General features: G+C 41.0%; 18 protein-coding genes. 12 read left to right on the plus strand and 6 right to left on the minus strand.

What is annotated here, in order from left to right; translation table 11 throughout:
- Window positions 1-202 precede the first annotated feature (202 nt).
- The 3 genes from AAEY99_RS14170 (at window position 203) to AAEY99_RS14180 (ending at window position 3699) form a co-directional block, all read left to right on the plus strand.
- Entirely contained in the window at window positions 203-700 is a 498-nt protein-coding gene (locus AAEY99_RS14170) for a VC2046/SO_2500 family protein (RefSeq protein ID WP_101088401.1), read from the plus strand.
- Between the two features lie 131 nt (window positions 701-831).
- Complete coding sequence (locus tag AAEY99_RS14175) at window positions 832-1119, plus strand: DUF406 family protein (protein ID WP_350979543.1); 288 nt, start codon at window positions 832-834, stop codon at window positions 1117-1119.
- Between the two features lie 339 nt (window positions 1120-1458).
- On the plus strand, window positions 1459-3699 hold the full coding sequence (locus tag AAEY99_RS14180) for a sensor domain-containing phosphodiesterase (RefSeq protein ID WP_101088399.1): 2241 nt from the start codon (window positions 1459-1461) through the stop codon (window positions 3697-3699).
- Window positions 3700-3896: 197 nt separating this feature from the next.
- Here the strand turns inward: AAEY99_RS14180 and AAEY99_RS14185 are convergent, their stop codons facing one another.
- Window positions 3897-4388 (minus strand): YchJ family protein, encoded by a 492-nt coding sequence (locus AAEY99_RS14185; RefSeq protein ID WP_101088398.1) that lies wholly within the window; start codon window positions 4386-4388, stop codon window positions 3897-3899.
- On the minus strand, window positions 4378-4980 hold the full coding sequence (locus AAEY99_RS14190) for a YybH family protein (RefSeq protein ID WP_350979539.1): 603 nt from the start codon (window positions 4978-4980) through the stop codon (window positions 4378-4380). The genes AAEY99_RS14185 and AAEY99_RS14190 overlap by 11 nt, the downstream gene beginning before the upstream one ends.
- 124 nt (window positions 4981-5104) lie before the next feature.
- Between AAEY99_RS14190 and smrA the strand changes: the two genes are divergently transcribed.
- Window positions 5105-5707, plus strand: coding sequence for a DNA endonuclease SmrA (gene smrA / locus AAEY99_RS14195; RefSeq protein ID WP_162023028.1), 603 nt, complete (start codon window positions 5105-5107; stop codon window positions 5705-5707).
- Between the two features lie 237 nt (window positions 5708-5944).
- Here the strand turns inward: smrA and AAEY99_RS14200 are convergent, their stop codons facing one another.
- Window positions 5945-7786: a M2 family metallopeptidase gene (locus AAEY99_RS14200; RefSeq protein ID WP_351010934.1), complete on the minus strand. Its 1842-nt coding sequence runs from the start codon at window positions 7784-7786 to the stop codon at window positions 5945-5947.
- Between the two features lie 195 nt (window positions 7787-7981).
- Here AAEY99_RS14200 and psrA point away from each other — a divergent pair, with 195 nt between their 5' ends.
- Both psrA and AAEY99_RS14210 read left to right on the plus strand, forming a co-directional pair.
- Window positions 7982-8623: a TetR family transcriptional repressor PsrA gene (gene psrA / locus AAEY99_RS14205; RefSeq protein WP_101088395.1), complete on the plus strand. Its 642-nt coding sequence runs from the start codon at window positions 7982-7984 to the stop codon at window positions 8621-8623.
- Window positions 8624-8634: 11 nt separating this feature from the next.
- Entirely contained in the window at window positions 8635-10911 is a 2277-nt protein-coding gene (locus tag AAEY99_RS14210; protein ID WP_351010936.1) for an acyl-CoA dehydrogenase, read from the plus strand.
- 451 nt (window positions 10912-11362) lie between these two features.
- Here the strand turns inward: AAEY99_RS14210 and pyk are convergent, their stop codons facing one another.
- A complete protein-coding gene (pyk, locus tag AAEY99_RS14215; protein WP_101088393.1) occupies window positions 11363-12802 on the minus strand; it encodes a pyruvate kinase in 1440 nt (479 codons plus the stop codon).
- A gap of 425 nt (window positions 12803-13227) precedes the next feature.
- Window positions 13228-14082, minus strand: coding sequence for a MurR/RpiR family transcriptional regulator (locus tag AAEY99_RS14220; RefSeq protein WP_011637353.1), 855 nt, complete (start codon window positions 14080-14082; stop codon window positions 13228-13230).
- Between the two features lie 337 nt (window positions 14083-14419).
- On the opposite strand from AAEY99_RS14220, the gene zwf reads away from it, so the two are divergent.
- From zwf to AAEY99_RS14245, 5 genes are all read left to right on the plus strand, one after another.
- Window positions 14420-15889, plus strand: a complete 1470-nt coding sequence (gene zwf, locus AAEY99_RS14225) for a glucose-6-phosphate dehydrogenase (protein ID WP_101088392.1) — start codon at window positions 14420-14422, stop codon at window positions 15887-15889.
- 9 nt (window positions 15890-15898) lie between these two features.
- Window positions 15899-16597 carry a 6-phosphogluconolactonase gene (gene pgl, locus AAEY99_RS14230; protein ID WP_101088391.1) on the plus strand — a complete coding sequence of 233 codons (699 nt, stop codon included), beginning with the start codon at window positions 15899-15901 and terminating at the stop codon, window positions 16595-16597.
- An 11-nt stretch (window positions 16598-16608) separates the two neighbouring features.
- Window positions 16609-18435, plus strand: coding sequence for a phosphogluconate dehydratase (edd, locus tag AAEY99_RS14235; protein ID WP_162023032.1), 1827 nt, complete (start codon window positions 16609-16611; stop codon window positions 18433-18435).
- 21 nt (window positions 18436-18456) lie between these two features.
- A complete protein-coding gene (locus AAEY99_RS14240) occupies window positions 18457-19101 on the plus strand; it encodes a bifunctional 4-hydroxy-2-oxoglutarate aldolase/2-dehydro-3-deoxy-phosphogluconate aldolase (protein ID WP_182744328.1) in 645 nt (214 codons plus the stop codon).
- Between the two features lie 282 nt (window positions 19102-19383).
- Window positions 19384-19896, plus strand: coding sequence for a DUF1993 domain-containing protein (locus tag AAEY99_RS14245; protein WP_101088388.1), 513 nt, complete (start codon window positions 19384-19386; stop codon window positions 19894-19896).
- Window positions 19897-19969: 73 nt separating this feature from the next.
- On the opposite strand, the gene AAEY99_RS14250 is transcribed toward AAEY99_RS14245, so the two are convergent.
- Complete coding sequence (locus AAEY99_RS14250; RefSeq protein WP_351010938.1) at window positions 19970-20104, minus strand: hypothetical protein; 135 nt, start codon at window positions 20102-20104, stop codon at window positions 19970-19972.
- Between the two features lie 62 nt (window positions 20105-20166).
- Here AAEY99_RS14250 and AAEY99_RS14255 point away from each other — a divergent pair, with 62 nt between their 5' ends.
- Entirely contained in the window at window positions 20167-20862 is a 696-nt protein-coding gene (locus AAEY99_RS14255; protein WP_182744329.1) for an aspartate/glutamate racemase family protein, read from the plus strand.
- The last annotated feature ends 7 nt before the right edge of the window (window positions 20863-20869 follow it).

Genomic DNA, 20869 nt, shown 5'->3' on the forward strand with positions numbered 1-20869 from the left:
GGAGAAGGATTCGAACCTTCGAAGGCTGAGCCGTCAGATTTACAGTCTGATCCCTTTGGCCACTCGGGAACCCCTCCTCAATTGCGGTCGCCATAGTAGTCAGAAACCTTTTATATGTAAAGTGGATAATTGAATATTTTACTAAAGTTTATGACTGTTTGGTCGATAAAATAGCATCGAGCAGTAGTAGTGATGTTTTTATATGCAAATTGAGTCAACATTAGTCAATGAGTTACAAATAGGGAGCCGATTAAACGTTGCGATTGAAAACAATCGTCGCGGTGAATTTGGTTTGCTATTGGCTATGTTGTCAGTTGATGCTCGCGATATGGCTCAATTTCAGTTAGATAATGATGTAGAAAGCACACAAAAACTGCGACAACAATTTTCTGTACCTCAACCCCAGTTATTAGTAGATGATATTTCTATTCACCCAGACACTATTGATAACGCGATGTTATTTCAGCAGCAAGGTGCACGGCAGTTTCAACTACAACAAGCATTGACACCTGAAGCGCTAGTGATAAGAGGCGCTCAATCTGATGCGATGGTTGAAGTATTAAGTAACTGTGATTACTTAACTAAGCATAAAGCGATTAATGCTTACCAACAACACACCCCATTAGAAGATATGCATTTTCTAGAACAGCTCAGCACGCAACGTAAAATATCTAATACGTTATCTTTACAACTGGCTTAACTGCTGAGATTTCAGGCTAAAATCCTGAGACTATGATTTAATTTTGATAATTGTGAGCATGGCAAATAAAAGCTTGCCAAAACTCAGTTATATTTGCCATTTGACGTGGTTCAAACAGATGGGGTGACATAATGATTAAGCAAATTAAACAGCAGCAAGGAAATGTCAGTGACAGTTGTACTGAATGCGGCAGTTATGTAGATATTGGCGCTGTTGTGGAAGCAGAAGATACGTTATTACTGCTTAGCTTTGTAGGAAACGATGCCTTATTGCAAGCTCAATCTATGCTGCAAGTGGCTCAAGAGCGTTTTCCTGATACTAAAGCGGACATTATTGATGAAGATAGCACTATTTCTTTGAAGCTTGATTTTGCGTTCAGCGTAGAGAAAATGATTTTTCAACTTGAAAATCAACTGTAGATTTCAGTCGTTTGTATTAGAAATATACACTGTCATATAATTGATGTTAAACACATTTTGTGGGAGTGGGTTTAGTGTGTCAACAATCCAAATAAAGCGTAACAATATATTAGTAAAGGATTGCTGTTTTTGAGTATCGCGTGTAATCTGCTTTACATAACAAAAAGGTATAGTAGCGCATGATAATATAACGTTATTCATACCTTTAACGCGAACTTCACTCCCTATGTATTATTGTAACATTATCACTCAAATTCTGATTTTCAGAACTAATAATAACAAGTGTACTGATTAATAATGTAAAAATTTAGGGTTATGAAGCCATTTTTCGGGATGTAAATGAATCGAAAAGAGCAACAGCACTTATTGGAATTAATTGTAAATTCCAGTGCTAAACAACAAGGTGATTTCTCAAAAACTGCAGAGTTAGTGTGTCAACTGCTGCGTGAGTATTTTGCTGCGTCATTTGTATCCGTGTGGACTCTCGTAAGTCAATCTGCGAATGATGATTTTACTGCTGATGATGAAGACAATTTTACTTGTCAGCATACTCTAGTAGCCAGTAAGATTGATGAATCATTGAGTCATTTATCTCACCTGAGACACATCACAATAGATCCTCAATATTTTAATGAATTACGATCTCACCGTTATATTTTATCCTCTGATAACTCGCACATAAATCTCGTTGAAACATTTTCAGATTACTACCAACATCATAACATTGTCACCAGTATCGATATTGCCATCCGAATTAATGGACATATTGAAGGTGTGTTATCGGTTGAAAGCTGTGAAAAGGTTAATTGGATAAAATCTGATATTCAGTTTGCTATTCAATGTGCTGACCAATTAGCTTTGACGCTAGCGACTCGTTATACCTATGATAGCAATGAACAAATTTACTTATTGCGCAATGCAACCGAGCAATCCGAACATGTCGTGATGCTGGTGAATACCGATAGTCTAATCATCGAGTATGTTAATAGTGCCCATGAGAAAATGACTGGGTTGCCACGGGAAACTGTTGAGCACCATAGTGCATCGAGTCTTGATATTTTTAGAAATACCCCACAATTACTTGACGATCTAATCAATAAATTACGTAATAGTGAGATTGTTAAAGGTAACCTTAAGCTCGCGCGGATTGATGGCAGTGAATATTGGCTAAATTATCATATTACCCCGTTTGTAACGGAGCAGGGTAAGCATTATGCGTTAGTGTCTAGTTATGATAATTCGGCAGAATATTTTCACAAAGCGGAATTAGAGCGTTTAGCATGGCATTGTTCTTTGACAGGCTTGCACAATCGTAGTCATTTTACTCCTCAATTAGATCGTGCCACTGCTGGGATACTGATTCTGATTGATTTATTAGGCTTCAAGCGCTTTAACGATACCCATGGTCATGTTCAAGGCGATAGCCTTTTAATCGAAATCGCACGGCGCTTAAAACACTTTGCTGTATCTGTTAATGCTATTGATGTTGCCAGAATAGGTAGCGATGAATTTGCTGTGTTATTGCCACCCATGCACTCTGAGACCGATGTCGAACAAATGATCAGCCGGTTATATATGAACCTAGCTGCGCCATCGGTTATCTCGCGTGAGAAAGTTGAGCCAAAACCGGCGCTTGCAGTGGTTGATATTAAGTCTGTTGTTGGGATGTTTGCCCCGTTATCTTGTGCCGATATTACCTTACAACATGCTAAAAAGAAAAATGGTGCACATTACCAGTTTTTTAATGAAGCACTACTTGAAACGTTTACCACCAACGCTGAAATAGAGCGTGATTTACATAGTGCTATTCGTGGTCGAGAATTTGAGTTGTATTATCAACCCTTAATGGACTTACAACATAATCAGTATATTGGCGCTGAAGCATTAATTCGTTGGAATCACCCTAAAAAAGGCGTGTTATATCCAGGTGCGTTTATCGAAATCGCAGAACAAACCGGGTTGATTAACCAAATTGGCGAATGGGTATTAGAAACGGCCTGTAAGCAACTGAATTTATGGCAGCATAAAAACGTCAATATTACGATGCATGTGAATGTTGCTGCGAGGCAATTTTTTAGTGGCAACTTGTACGAACAAGTTTGGCGCTTAATCACCCGTTATCGTATCAAGCCTAAAACGTTAATTCTTGAAATCACTGAAACTGAACTCATGGGTGACATTCGATATGCTATCAATCTATGCCATGAGTTGGCAGAGTTAGGCGTCGGTTTAGCGATTGATGACTTTGGGACGGGTTACAGTTCAATGAAGTACTTAAAGCAATTTCCGATATCTAAATTAAAAATTGATCGCTCGTTTATCATGGATATATCTTCTAGCCACGAAAGTCGTGAGATTGTCAGTGCGATTATCGCGATGGCAAAAGCATTGAATATTTCGTTAACTGCTGAAGGGGTTGAAACTAAAGAGCAAGAGGAGTTTTTAACATTAAGTGCTTGTCATCATGCACAAGGATTTTTGTATAGCCCTGCAATCCGTGTTAATGATTTTGCTTTGTTTATTCATGCCCATGAGTCTAAACCGCAGAAATTAGTATTAATGAGCAATTCATTGGTTTAGTCAGCGTATTCCTTGTTGTGCGAATCGGACTTTACTGATGACGATTAAGATTGTGCAACTCGCATCTATTGCTATTTCGTCGCTATTGTTAATTAGTGCCCATTTAAATAATGGTTTTACGATTGCTTAGTATCTACATAGTCACTCTGCACCAGTATTTATTATCAATAAGAAGGGCTAAGCATTATTTATTGATGTTAACTCATACGTTTAGCACAACATTGTTTAAACTTTTTTCCGCTGTAACAGATACAAGCATCATTTCTGCCGGGTAAACGAGTTTGCATTTGCTGTCCATCGGTGTAAAACCATAAGCCATCTTTTTTGATAAATGACGAACATTCATAAACCGCATCAATATGCTTATTTTCAATAAACCACGCTTTAAATGTCACTTCACCACAGTCAGCCTGTTGATTCGATGATAATACCTGTAAACCTAACCACTGAGTTTTACCTTGGGCAAGCTGTTGTTCAGTCAAACCGTGTAAATAGTCTGGATGATGCGTGGCAATCAAGTAGCTAAACTGACGTAATACAAAAGCACTATAGCGAGAGCGCATTAAACGCTCTGGCATCTCTGCTACAACAAGACCGGCATGATAGGCTTCACAGCACTGGTAGTAGGGCAAACTACTGCCACACGGACAAGATGCCTGCTTTATCGCGGATAAATCACTATTGTTCATCAGGTAATTCTTTTGACGTGGCAGCGATAAATTGTCGGCCGTAATAAAGATTCGGTACTGGTTTAGCGTCATAGTAAAAATGTGGCGCGGCGTGAGTGTTAGAGTCGACACTAATTTTCCACTGTTGTTTACTGTCTTTGGTAAACACAGTCACAAATTTACCGGCAAACTCACTGACCGGTTCGCCAGATTCTTTTCCTGGGTGAAAACGGACTAAATAATAACCGATGTCAGTTGCGCTATTTGGCTCGCTATAACGTACAAGTACACGAAAATCGACTTCAAGTTTAGCGTTCTTACGTTTAATTTTATTAAAAAATCGGCTATACAGATTGAGGATATTTTCTTTACCGCTAATAATTCCTCTTTCTTGTGTTTCAGAAATATAAACTGCATCGTCAGTATATATGTTTTCCATAGCGGCTAAATCGAGTTGTTCAAAAGCGTTAGTCAATTTTGTAAAATTGGCATTCAAAACCTGGTGAGGGATCGATTCAGTGGCATAAACATTCGAACTGCTAACGCACAGGCTCACTGCAAGAAGCAGTGAAGATAGCCATGGCGTATTCAAAATGGTCAATATTCTTATCAAGGAATTATTCTCTTTTTATCTAATGTAAATCAATAATGGCAAGCGATACCGTTAGCCCAACTATAAATTATTGAGCAACTTTGCTAAAGGATAGAATCTTTACAAAGTATGTAGGAGGTGACATATGTCGTTAAGTGATGACGAATTATTTTTACAAGAAATGGCCGATGTGACCCCTCTTAAATATGAACATCAACCACAAACCACCCAAATATGGCTTAATCCATTAAGTTTAACAGATGCGCAACTGGCAAAGCGAGCGGCAGCTGAGCAACATGAGTTGTTACAGTTATTACCCACTGAGGCTTATTTATTTGCACCCCTTAAGCCAGACGATGTGGTGAGTTATAAAATGGATGGCATCCAAGACCAAGTATTTAAACAACTTAGTCTTGGAAAGTACCGTTTTCAAACCGTATTAGACTTACATGAATATCGGCTTTTACAGGCTCGTGAAAGCTTACTTAATTGTGTGTTAAGTGCTTATGAGCGCGGCGAACGTAACATACTGGTTATCCATGGAAAGGGGTATAAAAGTAAACCTTATCCAGGATTGCTTAAATCCGCAGTCTGTCATTGGTTACGCTTTATTGACCCCGTAATCGCATACCATTCGGCTACTAAACAGAGTGGTGGCGTTGGCGCTATATTTGTGATGCTAAAAAAATCACAGCAAAAAAAGATTGAAAATAGTGAGCTGAATAGAAAAGGTCGCGGTTTTAGGTAGGTTTTAAGCTGATTAATTATCGATATAAATAAAAAGGACGCCAATTTATATTGGCGTCCTTTTAAGAGTGAATTAATTAGATGATAAAATGCGAGTTTCTGAGTGACCATTTATTTGAGTCAGCTACTGATTCAGCCTTATTATTTATTAATTCAACTAATTGCTATAACCCTTTAGTACAGATCATTAGTACAGTTCATTAGTACAGTTCATTAGTACAATTGGTCATCACTAGCGTTACCAGCCACACTGACGATTAGCTTGGTTATTTTGCTCATCTAACCACACTTGCAATGGTGCAAAGTAATCTAATACTGCCTTGGCATCCATTTTATCGGACCCCGTCACTACACTCAGTGCTTCCGGCCAAGGTTTGCTGGCGCCCATTTCGAGCATTTCATTCAACTTAGCCCCCGCTTCTTTATTTCCATAAATGCTACAGCGATGAACTGGGCCGGTATCACCTGCAATATCACACAGTGCTTTGTGGAATTGGAACTGCAAAACATGCGCTAAGAAATAACGCGTATAGGGAACATTACCAGGAACATGGTATTTAGCACCAGGGTCGAAGTCGGCTTCAGTACGTTCAATTGGCGCTTTAACACCTTGGTACTTTTCACGTAAGTCCCACCAGGCTTGGTTATATTGCTCCGGTTTAATGGTGCCGTTAAATACTTGCCAGCGCCATTGGTCGATCATCAAACCGAAAGGCATAAAGGCAATTTTATCTAATGCTTGCTTTAACAATAAGCCAATGTCTTTTGACGCATCGGGTACGGTTTCGAGCAAGCCAATTTTTTGCAAATATTTAGGCGTAATCGATAAGGCAATCGTGTCACCAATGGCTTCATGGAAACCATCGTTGGCAGAGTTTTTAAAGATAAACGGCTGATTTTTATAAGCACGTTGATAGAAGTTATGGCCTAATTCGTGATGAATAACGCTAAAGTCTTCAGCATTTTTCTGAATGCACATCTTGATCCGAAGATCATCTTGGTCGTCTAAATCCCATGCAGATGCATGACACACCACATCACGGTCTTGAGGTTGAACAAACATTGAGCGAGTCCAGAATGTTTCTGGTAATGCACCAAAGCCAAGTGAAGTGAAAAAGCCTTCAGCTTGTTTGACCATTTTTGTTTCATCGTAGCCATTCTGGGCTAACAATTCGGTAACGTTGTAACCTGGGTCTGCATCTTTAGGTGCGACACTATTATAAATCGTGCCCCATTGCTGAGCCCACATGTTGCCCAACAAATGTGCAGGGATAGGGCCTGTTTTAGGTGCAACGTCGTCACCGTATTGCTCATTTAGTTCACCACGAACATAACAATGTAATGAATCATATAGAGGCTTAATTTGTGCCCATAGACGATCTAATTCGGCAGAGAATGCTTCTGGCTCCATGTCATACTGACTTCGCCATAATTCAGATAAGTCGGCGTAGCCTAAATCTTGTGCACCTTGATTAGCTAATTCGACTTCACGTTCAAATAGTGGACGCATTGGTTTGGCTATTTCACGCCAACCTTTCCAAGCTTCTAAAAGCACTGCAGGGTCTTTCGACTCTGCCATTATATTGGAAAGCTCTGGTTGAGTGAGGCAGCGACCGTCGGCAAAGCAGTATTTGCCTTTACCATATAAACCGTTAAGTTCAGACGCGATGCTGGCAAGTTCTGCGTTTTTAGCTGGGTCTAGAGGGGCTGGTAAAACAAGGCTACTGCGTAAGCTGTTAAGTTTTCTGGCATTAACAGCATCAAGCTCTACATTGGCATATTTCGCCGCTTCAGTTGCATAACGCACAGATGTTGAGGTGACTTTTTCACCCATAGCGGCAGACAACGCCGCGGTGTCATCAGTGATAAAATTGGAATAAATCCATTCAGCCCGATTAGCTTCAATTGATAAATTGGCTAAATCGGCTTCAGCTCTATTGACAAAATCGATAGCCGTAGCGGTATCTATCTTTTCAGTAGGTATCTGAGTGGTCGCAGTCGTGTCGCTACAGGCACTTAAGCCTAATGCTATTGAAACAATAAGTGCAATTTGAGACGGTCGTTTTAAAGGCAAGTTCATGTTGTGTGCATCCTTGTTTTTATTATCGGCATCAGTGTACCGAAAAACAGCATGTATTGCATATTAGTTAACAATCTGGTGTGGTTGTTACGATTTTTGTTATTTGTCTTAATAAAGAAAGCTGACAATTTCGATTGACATCTGTGCGCTCAATGATTAATTTAAACAGGTGTTTAAATTAACTTGGGTCTGGGAATGGCAAGCCGTACTGATACAAAAACAAGAATACTCGATGCAGCTGAAAAGTTGTTTGCTGAAAGAGGTTTTTCTGAAACGTCGTTACGACTGATCACCAGCAAAGCTGAAGTCAATTTGGCATCTGTCAATTACCATTTTGGTTCAAAAAAAGAATTAATTCGAGCCGTGTTAGCAAGATACTTAGATGTATTTATGCCAAGCGCCGCGGTAGAGATTAAACGTATACATCATGCGCCTGAGAATGCGTCACTAAACGAGATTTTTTCTGCTTTAATTAAACCGTTACTTGAACTCAATAAAGTACGCAACGGTGGCACGATTATTTTCTTGCAGCTGTTAGGTCGCGGTTATATTGAAAGCCAAGGTCATTTGCGCTGGTTTATTACCACGCATTATGGTGAGCATTTAGCGACGTTTGTACAAGCGGTATCAGCCAGTGCACCTCACATACCTGCAGCAGAAATGTTTTGGCGTTTGCACTTCACTTTAGGGACTATTGTGTTCACTATGGCTTCTGCAGATGCATTAAATGAAATTGCCACAGCAGATTATGGTGAACATAACAATATTGAAGCCATTATCCGTAAAGTAATCCCCTACATGGCAGCAGGCGTTGCTGTCCCTGTGTTAACAAACTAAGAAGGTATAAAATGAGTATCGTCATATTGCTAGTTATAGCGATCATTGTCCTCTTTGGCGTGCGTAATATCAGGATGCAATTTATTACGCGTCCAGTATTTTCGTTTTTCAAAAAAGTATTGCCTCCTTTGTCGAGTACCGAGAAAGAAGCAATGGAAGCGGGTGATGTTTGGTGGGAAGGTGAGTTATTCCGCGGAAAGCCAAACTGGAATACCTTACACAGCTACGGTAAACCAACGTTAAGCGCTGAAGAACAAGACTTTATTGATAATCAAGTTCAAACCGCATTAACCATGATCGACGATTTTGATATCGTCCATAATCGCAAAGATCTCCCGCCAGAGTTATGGCAATACTTTAAAGAACAAGGTTTCTTTGCGTTAATCATTCCTAAAAAGTACGGTGGACGCGAGTTTTCTGCTTATGCAAACTCAACGATTGTAGCCAAAATAGCCACGCGTAGTGTCAGTGCTGCCGTGACCGTAATGGTACCTAACTCTTTAGGCCCTGGAGAGTTGTTGACCCATTATGGTACTCAAGAGCAAAAGGAGCGTTGGTTACCTTCACTTGCTGTTGGTAAAGACATTCCCTGTTTCGCGCTCACGGGCCCAGAAGCGGGCAGTGATGCTGGTGCGATACCCGATATCGGTGTTGTTTGCCTGCGCGAATTTGAAGGCGAAGAGACATTAGGTTTAAGCCTAACGTGGAACAAACGCTATATCACCTTAGCACCAGTTGCTACCGTGCTCGGTTTAGCGTTCCAAATGCGCGATCCGGACGGTTTACTCGGTGACGTTAAAAACATAGGCATTACGTGTGCGTTGATCCCAACTGACCATAAAGGTGTTGAGATTGGTCGTCGTCATAACCCATTAATGATGGCGTTTATGAACGGTACAACAAGTGGTGAAGATGTATTTATTCCATTAGATTGGATTATTGGTGGACCACAGTTTGCCGGTAAAGGCTGGCGTATGCTGGTTGAATGCTTATCTGCAGGACGTGGTATCTCATTACCTGCTCTGGCAACCGCATCGGGCCATGTCTGTACCAAAACGACCACAGCCTACAGTTACGTTCGTCAGCAGTTTGGTATGCCTATTGGTCTTTTTGAAGGCGTACAAGAAGCGATGGCGCGTATTATCGCCAATACTTACCAGCTGGAAGCTGCACGACGTTTAACCACACAAGGTATCGACTTAAAAGTTAAACCTTCAGTGGTGACCGCCATTGCAAAATACCACATGACAGAGCTAGGCCGTGATGTGTTAGAAGATGCGATGGACATTCAGTCTGGTAAAGGTATTCAATTAGGGCCTAAAAACTACTTAGGTCATGCTTATATGGCAACACCTATTTCAATTACGGTAGAAGGTGCAAACATTCTTACTCGTTCATTGATGATTTTTGGTCAAGGTGCAACCCGTTGTCATCCATATGTTTTGGCTGAAATGGAAGCCGCAGCAATGGAAGATGAAACTTCTGCATTAGATCGTTTTGATTCTTTGTTGCTAGGTCACATTGGTTATGCGATGGGTAATGCATTACGTTCATTTGGTAGTGCATTAACAGGCAGTCGTTTTGCCAGTGCACCAGTGAGTGGCCCTACACAGCAATATTATCGTGACATGACGCGTATCTCTTCGTCACTGGCCATTATGACTGATTTATCGATGTTAATTATGGGCGGGGACCTTAAGCGTAAAGAAATGCTTTCTGCGCGTATGGGGGATGTACTAAGTCAGTTATATCTTGCATCTGCTACGTTAAAACTGTTTGAAGACAATGGTCGTCAGCAAGATGATTTACCAGCCGTGCATTATGTGATGACTGAGCGTTTACATTTAGCGGCTAAAGCGCTTAATGACGCGATTCGTAATTTCCCGAGTAAAATTGCTGCGGTATTACTACGAGTGTTGATTTTCCCATTAGGTAACCACTTCAATGCACCAAGTGATAAATATGCAGTTGATTTAGTCAACGGTATGCTTAAGCCTGGACCTGCTCGTGATCGCATTACTTTCCTTTGTGGAGAGTTTGAAGGTGACACTAGTGGTATTGCTGAAGTTGAAAATGCGTTCTTAGCTAAATATGCAGCGAAAGATTTGTATAAGAAACTTAAGAAGGCACAACGTAGTGGCCATATAAAATCTAAGCTTCCTATGCTTGAGTTATTTGACGTGGCGTTAGAGAAAGACATTATCACTGAAGCTGAGCATAAACAGCTTGTTGAGGCGGACGTATTACGTTTAGCTGCTATCAACGTGAATGACTTCGAGAAATTATAATCTCAGTTGATTAATTTGATATAGATCTTTGAAACAAATTGGCCCTGACTTTGTCGGGGCTTTTTTTATCCATCACGTTCTGGGGGGGAAGCTGTTAAGCGAATAAGCGAACAAGCGGATAAGCGGATAAGCGAACAAGCGGATAAGCGGATAAGCGGATAAGCGAACAAGCGGATAAGCGAACAAGCGAACAAGCGAACAAGCGAACAAGCGGATAAGCGGATAAGCGAACAAGCGAACAAGCGAACAAGCGAACAAGCGAACAAGCGAACAAGCGGATAAGCGAACAAGCGAATAAGCGGTTGCAACGTTTAACGTCACTTTATTGCGCTATGTCGCAAGAGCTCAAAAATAACGGATAAAAAAGCCAATCCGAAGATTGGCTTTATTATTAACGAGTGTATATCACTGCATGTACGTTAGTGAATGTTACTCGTTATGCTCGGCTTGATTAAGCAACGATCAACACTTTGCAAGTGTTAGTGCCACCGATGGTTTCCATCGCGTCACCTTTAGTCATCAGTACCATATCACCACTGACTAAATAACCTCTGTTCACCATGCAATTTAATGCTTCTTTAGCTAGCTCATCGGCAGGGTACGCAGTTGAGTCAAACTCAATTGGTTGTACACCACGGTACATTGCCATGCTGGCTAATGTCTTTTGATGACGAGATAATGCAAAAATAGGTAAACCAGAGCTAATACGTGACATTAATTTAGCTGTCGCGCCAGATTCTGTTAACGAAATAATCGCTTTAACGCCAGGTAAATGGTTAGCCGCATACATGGTTGAAAGGGCAATTGTTTCTTCAACAGAAGAGAAGCGTTGATCCATGCGGTGCTTAGATACATTTACACTTGGGTGTAATTCAGCGCCTAAACAAACGTTAGCCATTGCCATAACGGTTTCTTCAGGGAAGTCACCAGCGGCAGTTTCTGCTGAAAGCATTACCGCATCAGTACCGTCTAACACTGCGTTAGCCACGTCCATTACTTCTGCACGTGTTGGCATTGGGCTGGTAATCATCGACTCCATCATTTGGGTCGCAGTGATCACAGCTTTGTTGAGTTGACGCGAGCGTTCAATTAGGCGTTTTTGTACGGCAACAAGTGCAGCATCACCAATTTCGACACCCAAATCGCCACGAGCAACCATGACTACATCTGATGCGCGGATAACATCATCCATTGCTTCATCGCTTTCAACGGCTTCAGCACGTTCAACTTTAGCGACAATTAGCGCTTTACTGCCGGCTTCAAGTGCTAACGCACGTGCTAGATCAAGATCAGCACCAGTACGTGGGAATGATACGGCTAAGAAATCAACATCAATTAAGGCTGCAGTTTTAATATCTGCCATGTCTTTTTCAGTTAGGGCCGGAGCGGTTAAGCCGCCACCTTTCTTATTGATGCCTTTGTTATTAGATAACGGGCCAGCTACAGTAACCGTTGTGAAGACTTTGTGGCCTTCAACACGGTCAACTCTTAACTGTACTCGACCATCATCGAGCATTAGTATATCGCCAATGACTACATCATTAGGCAATTGCTTGTAATCAATACCAACTTGTTTATCATCGCCTTCGCCTTTTGCTAAGTCAGCATCAAGAATAAAGCTATCACCTAAGTTAAGTTTGATTTTTTGGTTATCTTTGAAGGTAGAAATACGTATTTTAGGACCTTGTAAGTCACCTAAAATAGCGACATGCTTGCCCAATTCTTTAGCGATTCTACGTGTATCTGTAGCACGTTTTAAATGATCTTCTGGTGAACCATGTGAGAAGTTAAGTCTAACAACGTTAGCTCCTGCGGCGATAATTTTACGCAAATTGTCATCGCGGTCAGTTGCTGGTCCAAGTGTAGTAACGATTTTAGTTCTGCGGAACATAAGATACTCCGTTAATGATAAGAAAGATTTTTTGTTAAATTGAATTTGGTTATTTAAAGTACTTAAACAATCTTAGCACTTAAATGATGTAACTATATTAACAGACATTCTGGGAAAATGTAGTAAAGTTACCAACAAAATGATCGTTTTTAATATGTAATTTATGTGACAGATTAGCGATTTTTATAATAAAAAAGGCCAAACAGACTAAACCGTTTGGCCTTAAGAACAATATTTGATAGCTGTCGATGAGATTTTACGCGATCAAACATAACTGAATTGTGTAATTATTTACCAGTTATCTTGAAAGCTTCATGCAAAATTATCACTTTATAGAGTATAGACTCTATCTTTATGCAGCCTAAAACAAACAATTTACGCAGTTAAATAATCCATAAGATATGTTTATTTAACCGCCCATCAATTTAGATGGTTAAATCCTTGTTCACACGAGATTCTTTCAACACTTCTTTTACACGTTTTAAATTATCACGGAAACGAGGGCCGCGGCGTAAGGTAAAGCCTGTTGCCAACACATCTATAGTAACCAATTGCGCTAAGCGCGATGCCATCGGTAAATACATGTCGGTGTCTTCGGGCACTTCCATCGTTACAGGCAATGTACACTCATAAGACAATGGTGAGTTACGGGCGGTAATACCAATCACAGCAGCGCCGTTTTCACGTGCAATACGAGCTATTTCAATCAGTGATTTAGTCCGGCCAGTATGCGAAATCAATACGACTACGTCGCCTTCATTACAGTTAATACAGCTCATTCGCTGCATTAACACGTCATCGAAGCATATTACTGGTACATTAAAACGAAAGAACTTGTTTTGCGCATCGTGGGCTACAGACGCTGATGCACCAAGGCCAAAAAATGAAATAGTCTTGGCTTGAGTGAGAATATCTACTGCTTTATTTATCGCTGATGTATCTAAACTTTGACGGGCAGTATCGAGCGATGCCATTGAAGATTCGAAGATTTTTGTTGTGTACGACTCAGGCGTATCATCTTCTTCAACATGTCGACTAACATAAGGTGTACCGTTAGCAAGACTTTGAGCCAAATGTAACTTAAAATCAGGGAACCCTTTTGTGTCTAATCGACGACAAAATCGGTTAACAGTTGGTTCACTAACATCAGCCATTTTGGCTAATGTGGCAATACTTGAATGTATAGCTGTTTGCGGTGAGGCTAATATGACTTCGGCAACTTTACGTTCCGATTTACTAAATTGGGTAAGGCTTTTTTGAACCTTTTCAAGGGTATTCATAAGCAAGCATCCGCTAAAAAGTAGCTAAAAGTAGGTAATGTAATTTTATATCATAACTTACAGGAATTACGTGATTTAAGTTATTTATTTACCTTTGACAGTAATCTGTAGTTATTTTTCAAGACATAGATCACGATTGAATGGTTCTCAAGCCTTGTAATTGGTAGAAAATCATAGCAGATAATAGATACACATGACTAGATTAACAACAATAGAATAAATGCAAATTAAAGATGCAATATTTAAATTCTGTTGTTATATTACAACAAAAGTGTGCTTTTATTCATCGACCGAATTCGAACATGACACACACATATTATTAGGAGAGCTTTCAGCAATGGGCAAATCAATTGGAGCCAAGGCTTGCGACTTCGTACTTTTCGGTACAAAAGGCGATTTAGCTAGGCGTAAATTATTACCTTCTCTATATCAGCTAGATAAAGCAGAATTACTTGATAAAGAAACCAAGGTAATCGGTGTAGCAAAAGACGCATTCACTCAAGAAGAGTTTATCGCCCTCGTTACTAAAGCACTAAATACATTTGTTAAAGACGAACTTTGCCCAACAACGTTAGCGCGCTTCCTCAGTCGTTGTCATTATATCGGTACTAATTTTACAGATCCTGAAGGCTACAGTGCCTTCCACGATTTACTTGAACCAAGTAAACGCGTCATGGTGAACTACTTCGCGACACCTCCTTCGATTTTCGGTGCCATCTGCCGTTGTTTACATGCACAAGACCTTATTCAATCTGATACCCGTGTTGTGCTGGAAAAGCCAATTGGTACCGATTTAGAATCATCGCATGTGATTAATGACCAAGTTGCCGAGTTCTTTAATGAGAACCAGGTTTACCGCATAGACCATTACTTAGGTAAAGAAACAGTACAAAACTTGATTGCTTTACGTTTTGCTAACTCATTGTTTGCCTCTAAGTGGGATAATCGCACGATTGATCATGTCCAGATTACTGTAGCTGAAGAAGTGGGTATTGAAGGGCGCTGGGGCTACTTTGATGGCGCAGGCCAAATGCGTGACATGATCCAAAACCATTTACTACAAGTGTTAACTTTGGTTGCGATGGATCCTCCAGTCAATTTAGACGCTGACAGTATTCGTGATGAAAAAGTAAAAGTACTCAAGTCACTGCGTCCAATTAACCAAGACAATGTGTATGAAAATACCGTTCGTGGTCAATACAGTGCGGGTTTCTTAAAAGGCTCGCCTGTTCCTGGTTATCTCGAAGAAGAAGATGCCAATACACAATCAAACACCGAAACCTTTGTGGCACTTCGTGTTGATATTGATAATTGGCGTTGGGCTGGTGTGCCATTCTATTTACGTAGTGGCAAGCGTATGCCGTTCAAGAGCAGTGAAATTGTGGTGTATTTTAAAAACCCACCGCATAACTTGTACCGAGCAAGCTTGCGTAATCTGCCACCAAACAAATTGACCATCCGCTTACAACCTCATGAAGGGGTTGAAATTCAGATGATGAATAAAGTTCCTGGTCTTGAGCAAAAGCAACGTCTACAAACGACCAAGCTTGATTTAAGTTTCAGTGACACTTTTAAAAACGAACGTATTGCAGATGCATATGAACGTTTGTTATTAGAAGCGATGCTTGGTAATCAAGCGCTGTTTGTGCGTCGTGATGAAGTTGAGCAAGCGTGGAAATGGGTCGATGGCATCATTCAGTCTTGGGAACAAAGTGGCGAAAGGCCTAAGCCTTATCCTTGTGGAACATGGGGACCTGTGGCATCGGTTGCATTGATAACCAAAGATGGTCGTTCTTGGGACGAGTAGGGAGCTTACATGATTAAAGATACTGTATTTAAATCGTTCGACACTCCAGCTGATTTAGAAGCTAAATTAGCCGACAAAATTGCGAAGCAATTACAAGATGCTGTCGACACTCGTGGCAAAGCCAGCTTAGTGGTATCGGGTGGTTCAACACCGTTGAAATTATTTGGGTTATTAAGCCATAAGCTCGTCGACTGGAGTGATGTTTATATCACTTTGGCTGATGAACGTTGGGTTGGCTCTGATGAAAAAGATTCAAATGAAAGATTGGTTCGCGAGCATTTATTGCAAAACCGCGCTGCCAGTGGAAAGTTTCGTGGTTTAAAAAATATGTTCGCAACCCCTGAAGCCGGTTGCGATATGACCAGCGAATCATTGGCTAATTTCCCGCGTCCTTTTGATGTGGTGATATTGGGGATGGGTACTGATGGGCATACTTGTTCGTGGTTCCCTTGCAGCGCAGAACTTGATAATGCATTAACCACTAAAGCTTTGTGTGTTGCGGTCAATCCGACTACGGCTCCACATGCACGTATCACTTTGTCTAAAGATGCCATTTTAAATAGTCGTCAGATTTATTTGCATCTTGTCGGAGAACCAAAATTAACTGTTTATCATCAGGCTCTTGAGAATGATGATGTTACCCAAATGCCCATTAGAGCCGTATTAGCGCAGCGTAAAACGCCCGTTGATGTGTTCTATAGCGCGTAAGGAGTTTTACCATGCACTCAGTAGTACAAGCCGTCACCGATAGAATTATCGCACGCAGTAAACAGTCTCGTTCAACGTATTTAACGGCCTTAAACGATGCCAAAGCCAAAGGTGTTCATCGTAGCGCCCTAAGTTGTGGCAATTTGGCTCATGGATTCGCGGCCTGTCAGCCAGCGGACAAAGACTCTTTACGTCAACTGACGAAAGCCAATATTGGTATCGTAACCGCATTTAACGACATGTTGTCAGCGCATCAACCCTACGAAACCTATCCAAATATGCTTAAGCAAGCATGTGTGGACGTAGGCAGTGTGGCGCAGGTTGCTGCCGGTGTTCCTGCTATGTGTGACGGCGTGACCCAAGGTCAGCCGGGCATGGAGTTAAGTCTACTGAGTCGTGAAGTCATTGCGATGTCTACTGCGATAGGTTTATCGCACAACATGTTTGATGGCGCGTTACTGCTGGGTATTTGCGACAAAATCGTCCCGGGTTTATTAATTGGCGCGTTAAGTTTTGGTCATTTGCCGATGCTATTTGTGCCTGCTGGGCCAATGAAGTCGGGTATTCCAAACAAAGAAAAAGCGCGTATTCGTCAACAATTTGCTCAAGGGCAAGTTGATCGTGCTGTACTGCTTGAAGCTGAAGCTAAGTCATATCATAGCGCTGGCACTTGTACTTTCTATGGTACGGCTAACTCTAACCAGTTAATGCTTGAAATTATGGGCTTACAATTACCTGGTTCATCGTTTGTTAATCCTGACGATCCATTACGTGATGAATTGAGCAAAATGGCTGCTAAACAAGTTTGTCGTTTAACGTCAATGGGCACTCAGTACACACCAATTGGTGAAGTGGTATCTGAAAAGTCAGTAGTGAACGGCATTGTGGGTATTCTTGCGACAGGTGGTTCAACTAACTTAACCATGCACATTGTCGCAGCAGCTCGCGCCGCAGGCATTATCGTTAATTGGGATGATTTTTCTGATTTATCTGATGCAGTACCATTATTAGCCCGTGTTTATCCAAATGGTCATGCCGATATTAATCACTTCCACGCTGCTGGCGGCATGGCATTGTTGATCAAAGAGTTACTTGATGGCGGTTTATTGCATGAAGATGTCAATACCGTTGCTGGTTACGGCTTGCGTCGTTATACCCAAGAACCTCGTTTGCTTGATGGCGAACTTAAGTGGGTTGATGGTGTGACAGAAAGCTTAGACAAAGAAGTATTAACCCACCTTGCTACACCGTTCCAAAGCAATGGCGGCTTGAAATTATTGAAAGGTAATTTAGGTCGTGCGGTGATTAAAGTGTCTGCAGTACCTGATAATAATCGTGTGATTGAAGGTCCTGCGATTGTGATTGATGATCAAAACAAACTCGACGCACTATTTCAGGCAGGCGAGCTTGACAGAGATTGTGTTGTGGTTGTTCGAGGTCAAGGCCCTAAAGCTAATGGTATGCCTGAGCTTCATAAGCTCACACCTTATTTAGGCACCTTACAAGACAAAGGTTTCAAAGTGGCGTTGGTCACCGATGGCCGTATGTCTGGAGCCTCTGGTAAGGTTCCTGCTGCAATTCATTTAACCCCAGAAGCACTTGATGGTGGTCTGATTGCCAAAGTTGAAAACGGCGATGTGATTCGTGTTGATGCGACAACGGGTGAATTAACCCTGTTTGTAGACGAGAAAACACTTGCAAGTCGAACTGCAGGTAAAGTGGATTTGCATCATTCAAGTTATGGCATGGGCCGTGAATTGTTTGGCGCGCTTCGACGTAGTTTAAGCAGCCCTGAAACAGGTGCTCGCAGTACTAACGCTATTGATGAATTATATTAAAAATAAAAGGAAGTCGGTAATATGATTGAGCCTAATAACTGGTTGCTTCAACCACATGACGTGTTTAAACGCAGCCCGGTAGTTCCGGTCATGGTCATTAATAAAATTGAACATGCTGTGCCTTTAGCAAAAGCCTTAGTGGCTGGCGGAATTAGTGTTTTAGAAGTTACTTTACGTACTCCTTGTGCGTTAGAAGCGATTGCAAAGATTGCTAAAGAAGTACCTGAAGCACTTGTTGGTGCAGGGACTATTTTAAATGAAGCTCAGCTAAACCAAGCGGTTGCTGCTGGTTCACAGTTTATTATCACTCCTGGTGCAACGATTGATTTACTAAAAGCCGCCAAGAAAGGTACTGTGCCATTGATTCCTGGTGTGGCTAGTATTTCTGAGATCATGGTGGGTATGGAGTTGGGTTACACTCACTTCAAGTTTTTCCCAGCAGAAGCTTCTGGTGGCGTCAATGCACTGAAATCATTCTCTGGCCCATTGTCTGATATTCGTTTCTGTCCAACAGGCGGTATTAGCCCTGCGACTTATAAAGATTACTTAGCACTATCAAATGTTGATTGTATTGGCGGTAGCTGGATAGCACCGACTGATGCAGTAGACAACGAAGAGTGGGATCGCATTACCCAACTGTGTAAAGAAGCACTTGCTGCACTGTAATCTCTTTATTGTGTGATGATTCAAAAACCAGCATCTGCTGGTTTTTTTATATGTATTTACTGGTGTTTTATTAGAAACCGTATAATGTTTAGCGCATTGATGCAGCTTACTAAAATACTCATTAATCACTAATCACTAATCACTATGATATGTGAGATAAACTTTTCATAGCAGCACCATTCATCGCGATTCCATAAAATGATGATGAATGATTTAACACAAATTTATTGATGGTTTAAGTCGATAACAAAGCAAGTTCATTCATATTAAGAGGTATTCTCCATGCTTTATGATTTAACGGTTGTACAATTTAGTAAAATGCTTAATAACCTAAGTGCAATCCTTGTCAAAGGTGAAGGCTTTGCAGAAGCTAAAAAAATTGAAATGTCGGTGTTACTTAATTCACGTTTAGCGCCTGATCAATTTAACTTAACTCGCCAAGTGCAAATTGCGTGCGATACAGCCAAATTAGCCGTCGCGCGTTTAACTGGCCAAGAAGATAGTGCGCCAAAACATGAAGATAATGAGACGACATTAGCGGAGTTACAAGCTCGTATCGCTTCTGTTGTCGATTATTTAGCCACGTTTACAGCCGAAGATTTTGCTGGTGCAGAAACGCGTAAAATTACTCATCGTCGTTGGGAAGATAAATATCTTACTGGGCGTGATTTCGCTTTTGAACATGCCATTCCTAATATTTATTTCCATGTGACAACTACCTATGCAATTTTGCGTCATAATGGTGTTGAAGTGGGCAAAAAAGACTACTTAGGTGCAATGCCATTTAAGTCGTAACCGACAAAACACTTATCCATTGATAGCACCATTTTATATGGCTAGAATAAAACCAGCATTAGCTGGTTTTTTGTTATCTACCTAAAAATGAATCTACCACAGTCAGGTATTTATCGTCAGTCATGACACCTTGGAGCCAAAAAGCGGTTAATCGACCTAAGCCTGAAATAGACAATATCGATCCGCCATTAAGCTTGTTATCCCACATTATGTTTCTATCATGATAATAATGTCTTTATAGACCTACAGCATTCAATGACCGGAGTGAGTATGAAAACAATCGGTATGATAGGTGGTATGAGTTGGGAGTCGACACTCAATTACTACAAAGCCATTAATCAAGGCGTGAAGTCTGCTCTAGGCGGACTGCATTCAGCCAAGATTTGTTTATACAGTGTTGATTTTGCTGAAATAGAAACCCTACAACATAAGGGGTTGTGGAATGACACTGCTATTCACTTATCGACTGCAGCGAAAGCGGTTGAAGCTGGCGGTGCAGATTTTTTGTTGATTTGTACCAATACCATGCACAAAGTGGCTGATGAGATCCAAGCACAAATCTCTATACCCATTTTGCATATTGCTGATGCCACTGCTGAGGTGTTGTTAGCCGATGGGATCAGTAAAGTCGGCCTACTCGGCACGCGCTTTACCATGGAACAGGACTTTTATAAGCAGCGGATAAGCGATAACTATCCCATTGAAGTACTAGTACCTTCATCAGACGAGCAAACATTAATCCATGACGTGATATATCAAGAGTTATGTCTGGGCACGATTAATCCGCAATCACGGCAATGCTATCTTGGTATTATTGATAAATTATATGCACAAGGAGCTGAGGCGGTAATTTTAGGTTGTACTGAAATAGCCTTGCTAGTGCAGCAGCAACATACCCATGTTCCTTTGTATGATACGACTCAAATACATGCAAATAAGGCCGTTATGCTGGCATTAGCTCAGTAGACAGTTT

The sequence above is a fragment of the Shewanella sp. S1-58-MNA-CIBAN-0166 genome, assembly GCF_040310085.1.
In the GTDB taxonomy this organism is placed as follows: domain Bacteria; phylum Pseudomonadota; class Gammaproteobacteria; order Enterobacterales; family Shewanellaceae; genus Shewanella.

Coding starts and splice junctions, on each gene's coding strand:
- AAEY99_RS14220 (WP_011637353.1), bottom strand. CDS start 14,082: ATGAATACCCTTGAAAAGGTTCAAAAAAGCCTTACCCAATTTAGTAAA.
- AAEY99_RS14200 (WP_351010934.1), bottom strand. CDS start 7,786: ATGAACTTGCCTTTAAAACGACCGTCTCAAATTGCACTTATTGTTTCA.
- edd (WP_162023032.1), top strand. CDS start 16,609: ATGCACTCAGTAGTACAAGCCGTCACCGATAGAATTATCGCACGCAGT.
- pgl (WP_101088391.1), top strand. CDS start 15,899: ATGATTAAAGATACTGTATTTAAATCGTTCGACACTCCAGCTGATTTA.
- AAEY99_RS14170 (WP_101088401.1), top strand. CDS start 203: ATGCAAATTGAGTCAACATTAGTCAATGAGTTACAAATAGGGAGCCGA.
- AAEY99_RS14250 (WP_351010938.1), bottom strand. CDS start 20,104: ATGTGGGATAACAAGCTTAATGGCGGATCGATATTGTCTATTTCAGGC.
- AAEY99_RS14210 (WP_351010936.1), top strand. CDS start 8,635: ATGAGTATCGTCATATTGCTAGTTATAGCGATCATTGTCCTCTTTGGC.
- AAEY99_RS14180 (WP_101088399.1), top strand. CDS start 1,459: ATGAATCGAAAAGAGCAACAGCACTTATTGGAATTAATTGTAAATTCC.
- smrA (WP_162023028.1), top strand. CDS start 5,105: ATGTCGTTAAGTGATGACGAATTATTTTTACAAGAAATGGCCGATGTG.
- psrA (WP_101088395.1), top strand. CDS start 7,982: ATGGCAAGCCGTACTGATACAAAAACAAGAATACTCGATGCAGCTGAA.
- pyk (WP_101088393.1), bottom strand. CDS start 12,802: ATGTTCCGCAGAACTAAAATCGTTACTACACTTGGACCAGCAACTGAC.
- AAEY99_RS14255 (WP_182744329.1), top strand. CDS start 20,167: ATGAAAACAATCGGTATGATAGGTGGTATGAGTTGGGAGTCGACACTC.
- zwf (WP_101088392.1), top strand. CDS start 14,420: ATGGGCAAATCAATTGGAGCCAAGGCTTGCGACTTCGTACTTTTCGGT.
- AAEY99_RS14245 (WP_101088388.1), top strand. CDS start 19,384: ATGCTTTATGATTTAACGGTTGTACAATTTAGTAAAATGCTTAATAAC.
- AAEY99_RS14175 (WP_350979543.1), top strand. CDS start 832: ATGATTAAGCAAATTAAACAGCAGCAAGGAAATGTCAGTGACAGTTGT.
- AAEY99_RS14185 (WP_101088398.1), bottom strand. CDS start 4,388: ATGAACAATAGTGATTTATCCGCGATAAAGCAGGCATCTTGTCCGTGT.
- AAEY99_RS14240 (WP_182744328.1), top strand. CDS start 18,457: ATGATTGAGCCTAATAACTGGTTGCTTCAACCACATGACGTGTTTAAA.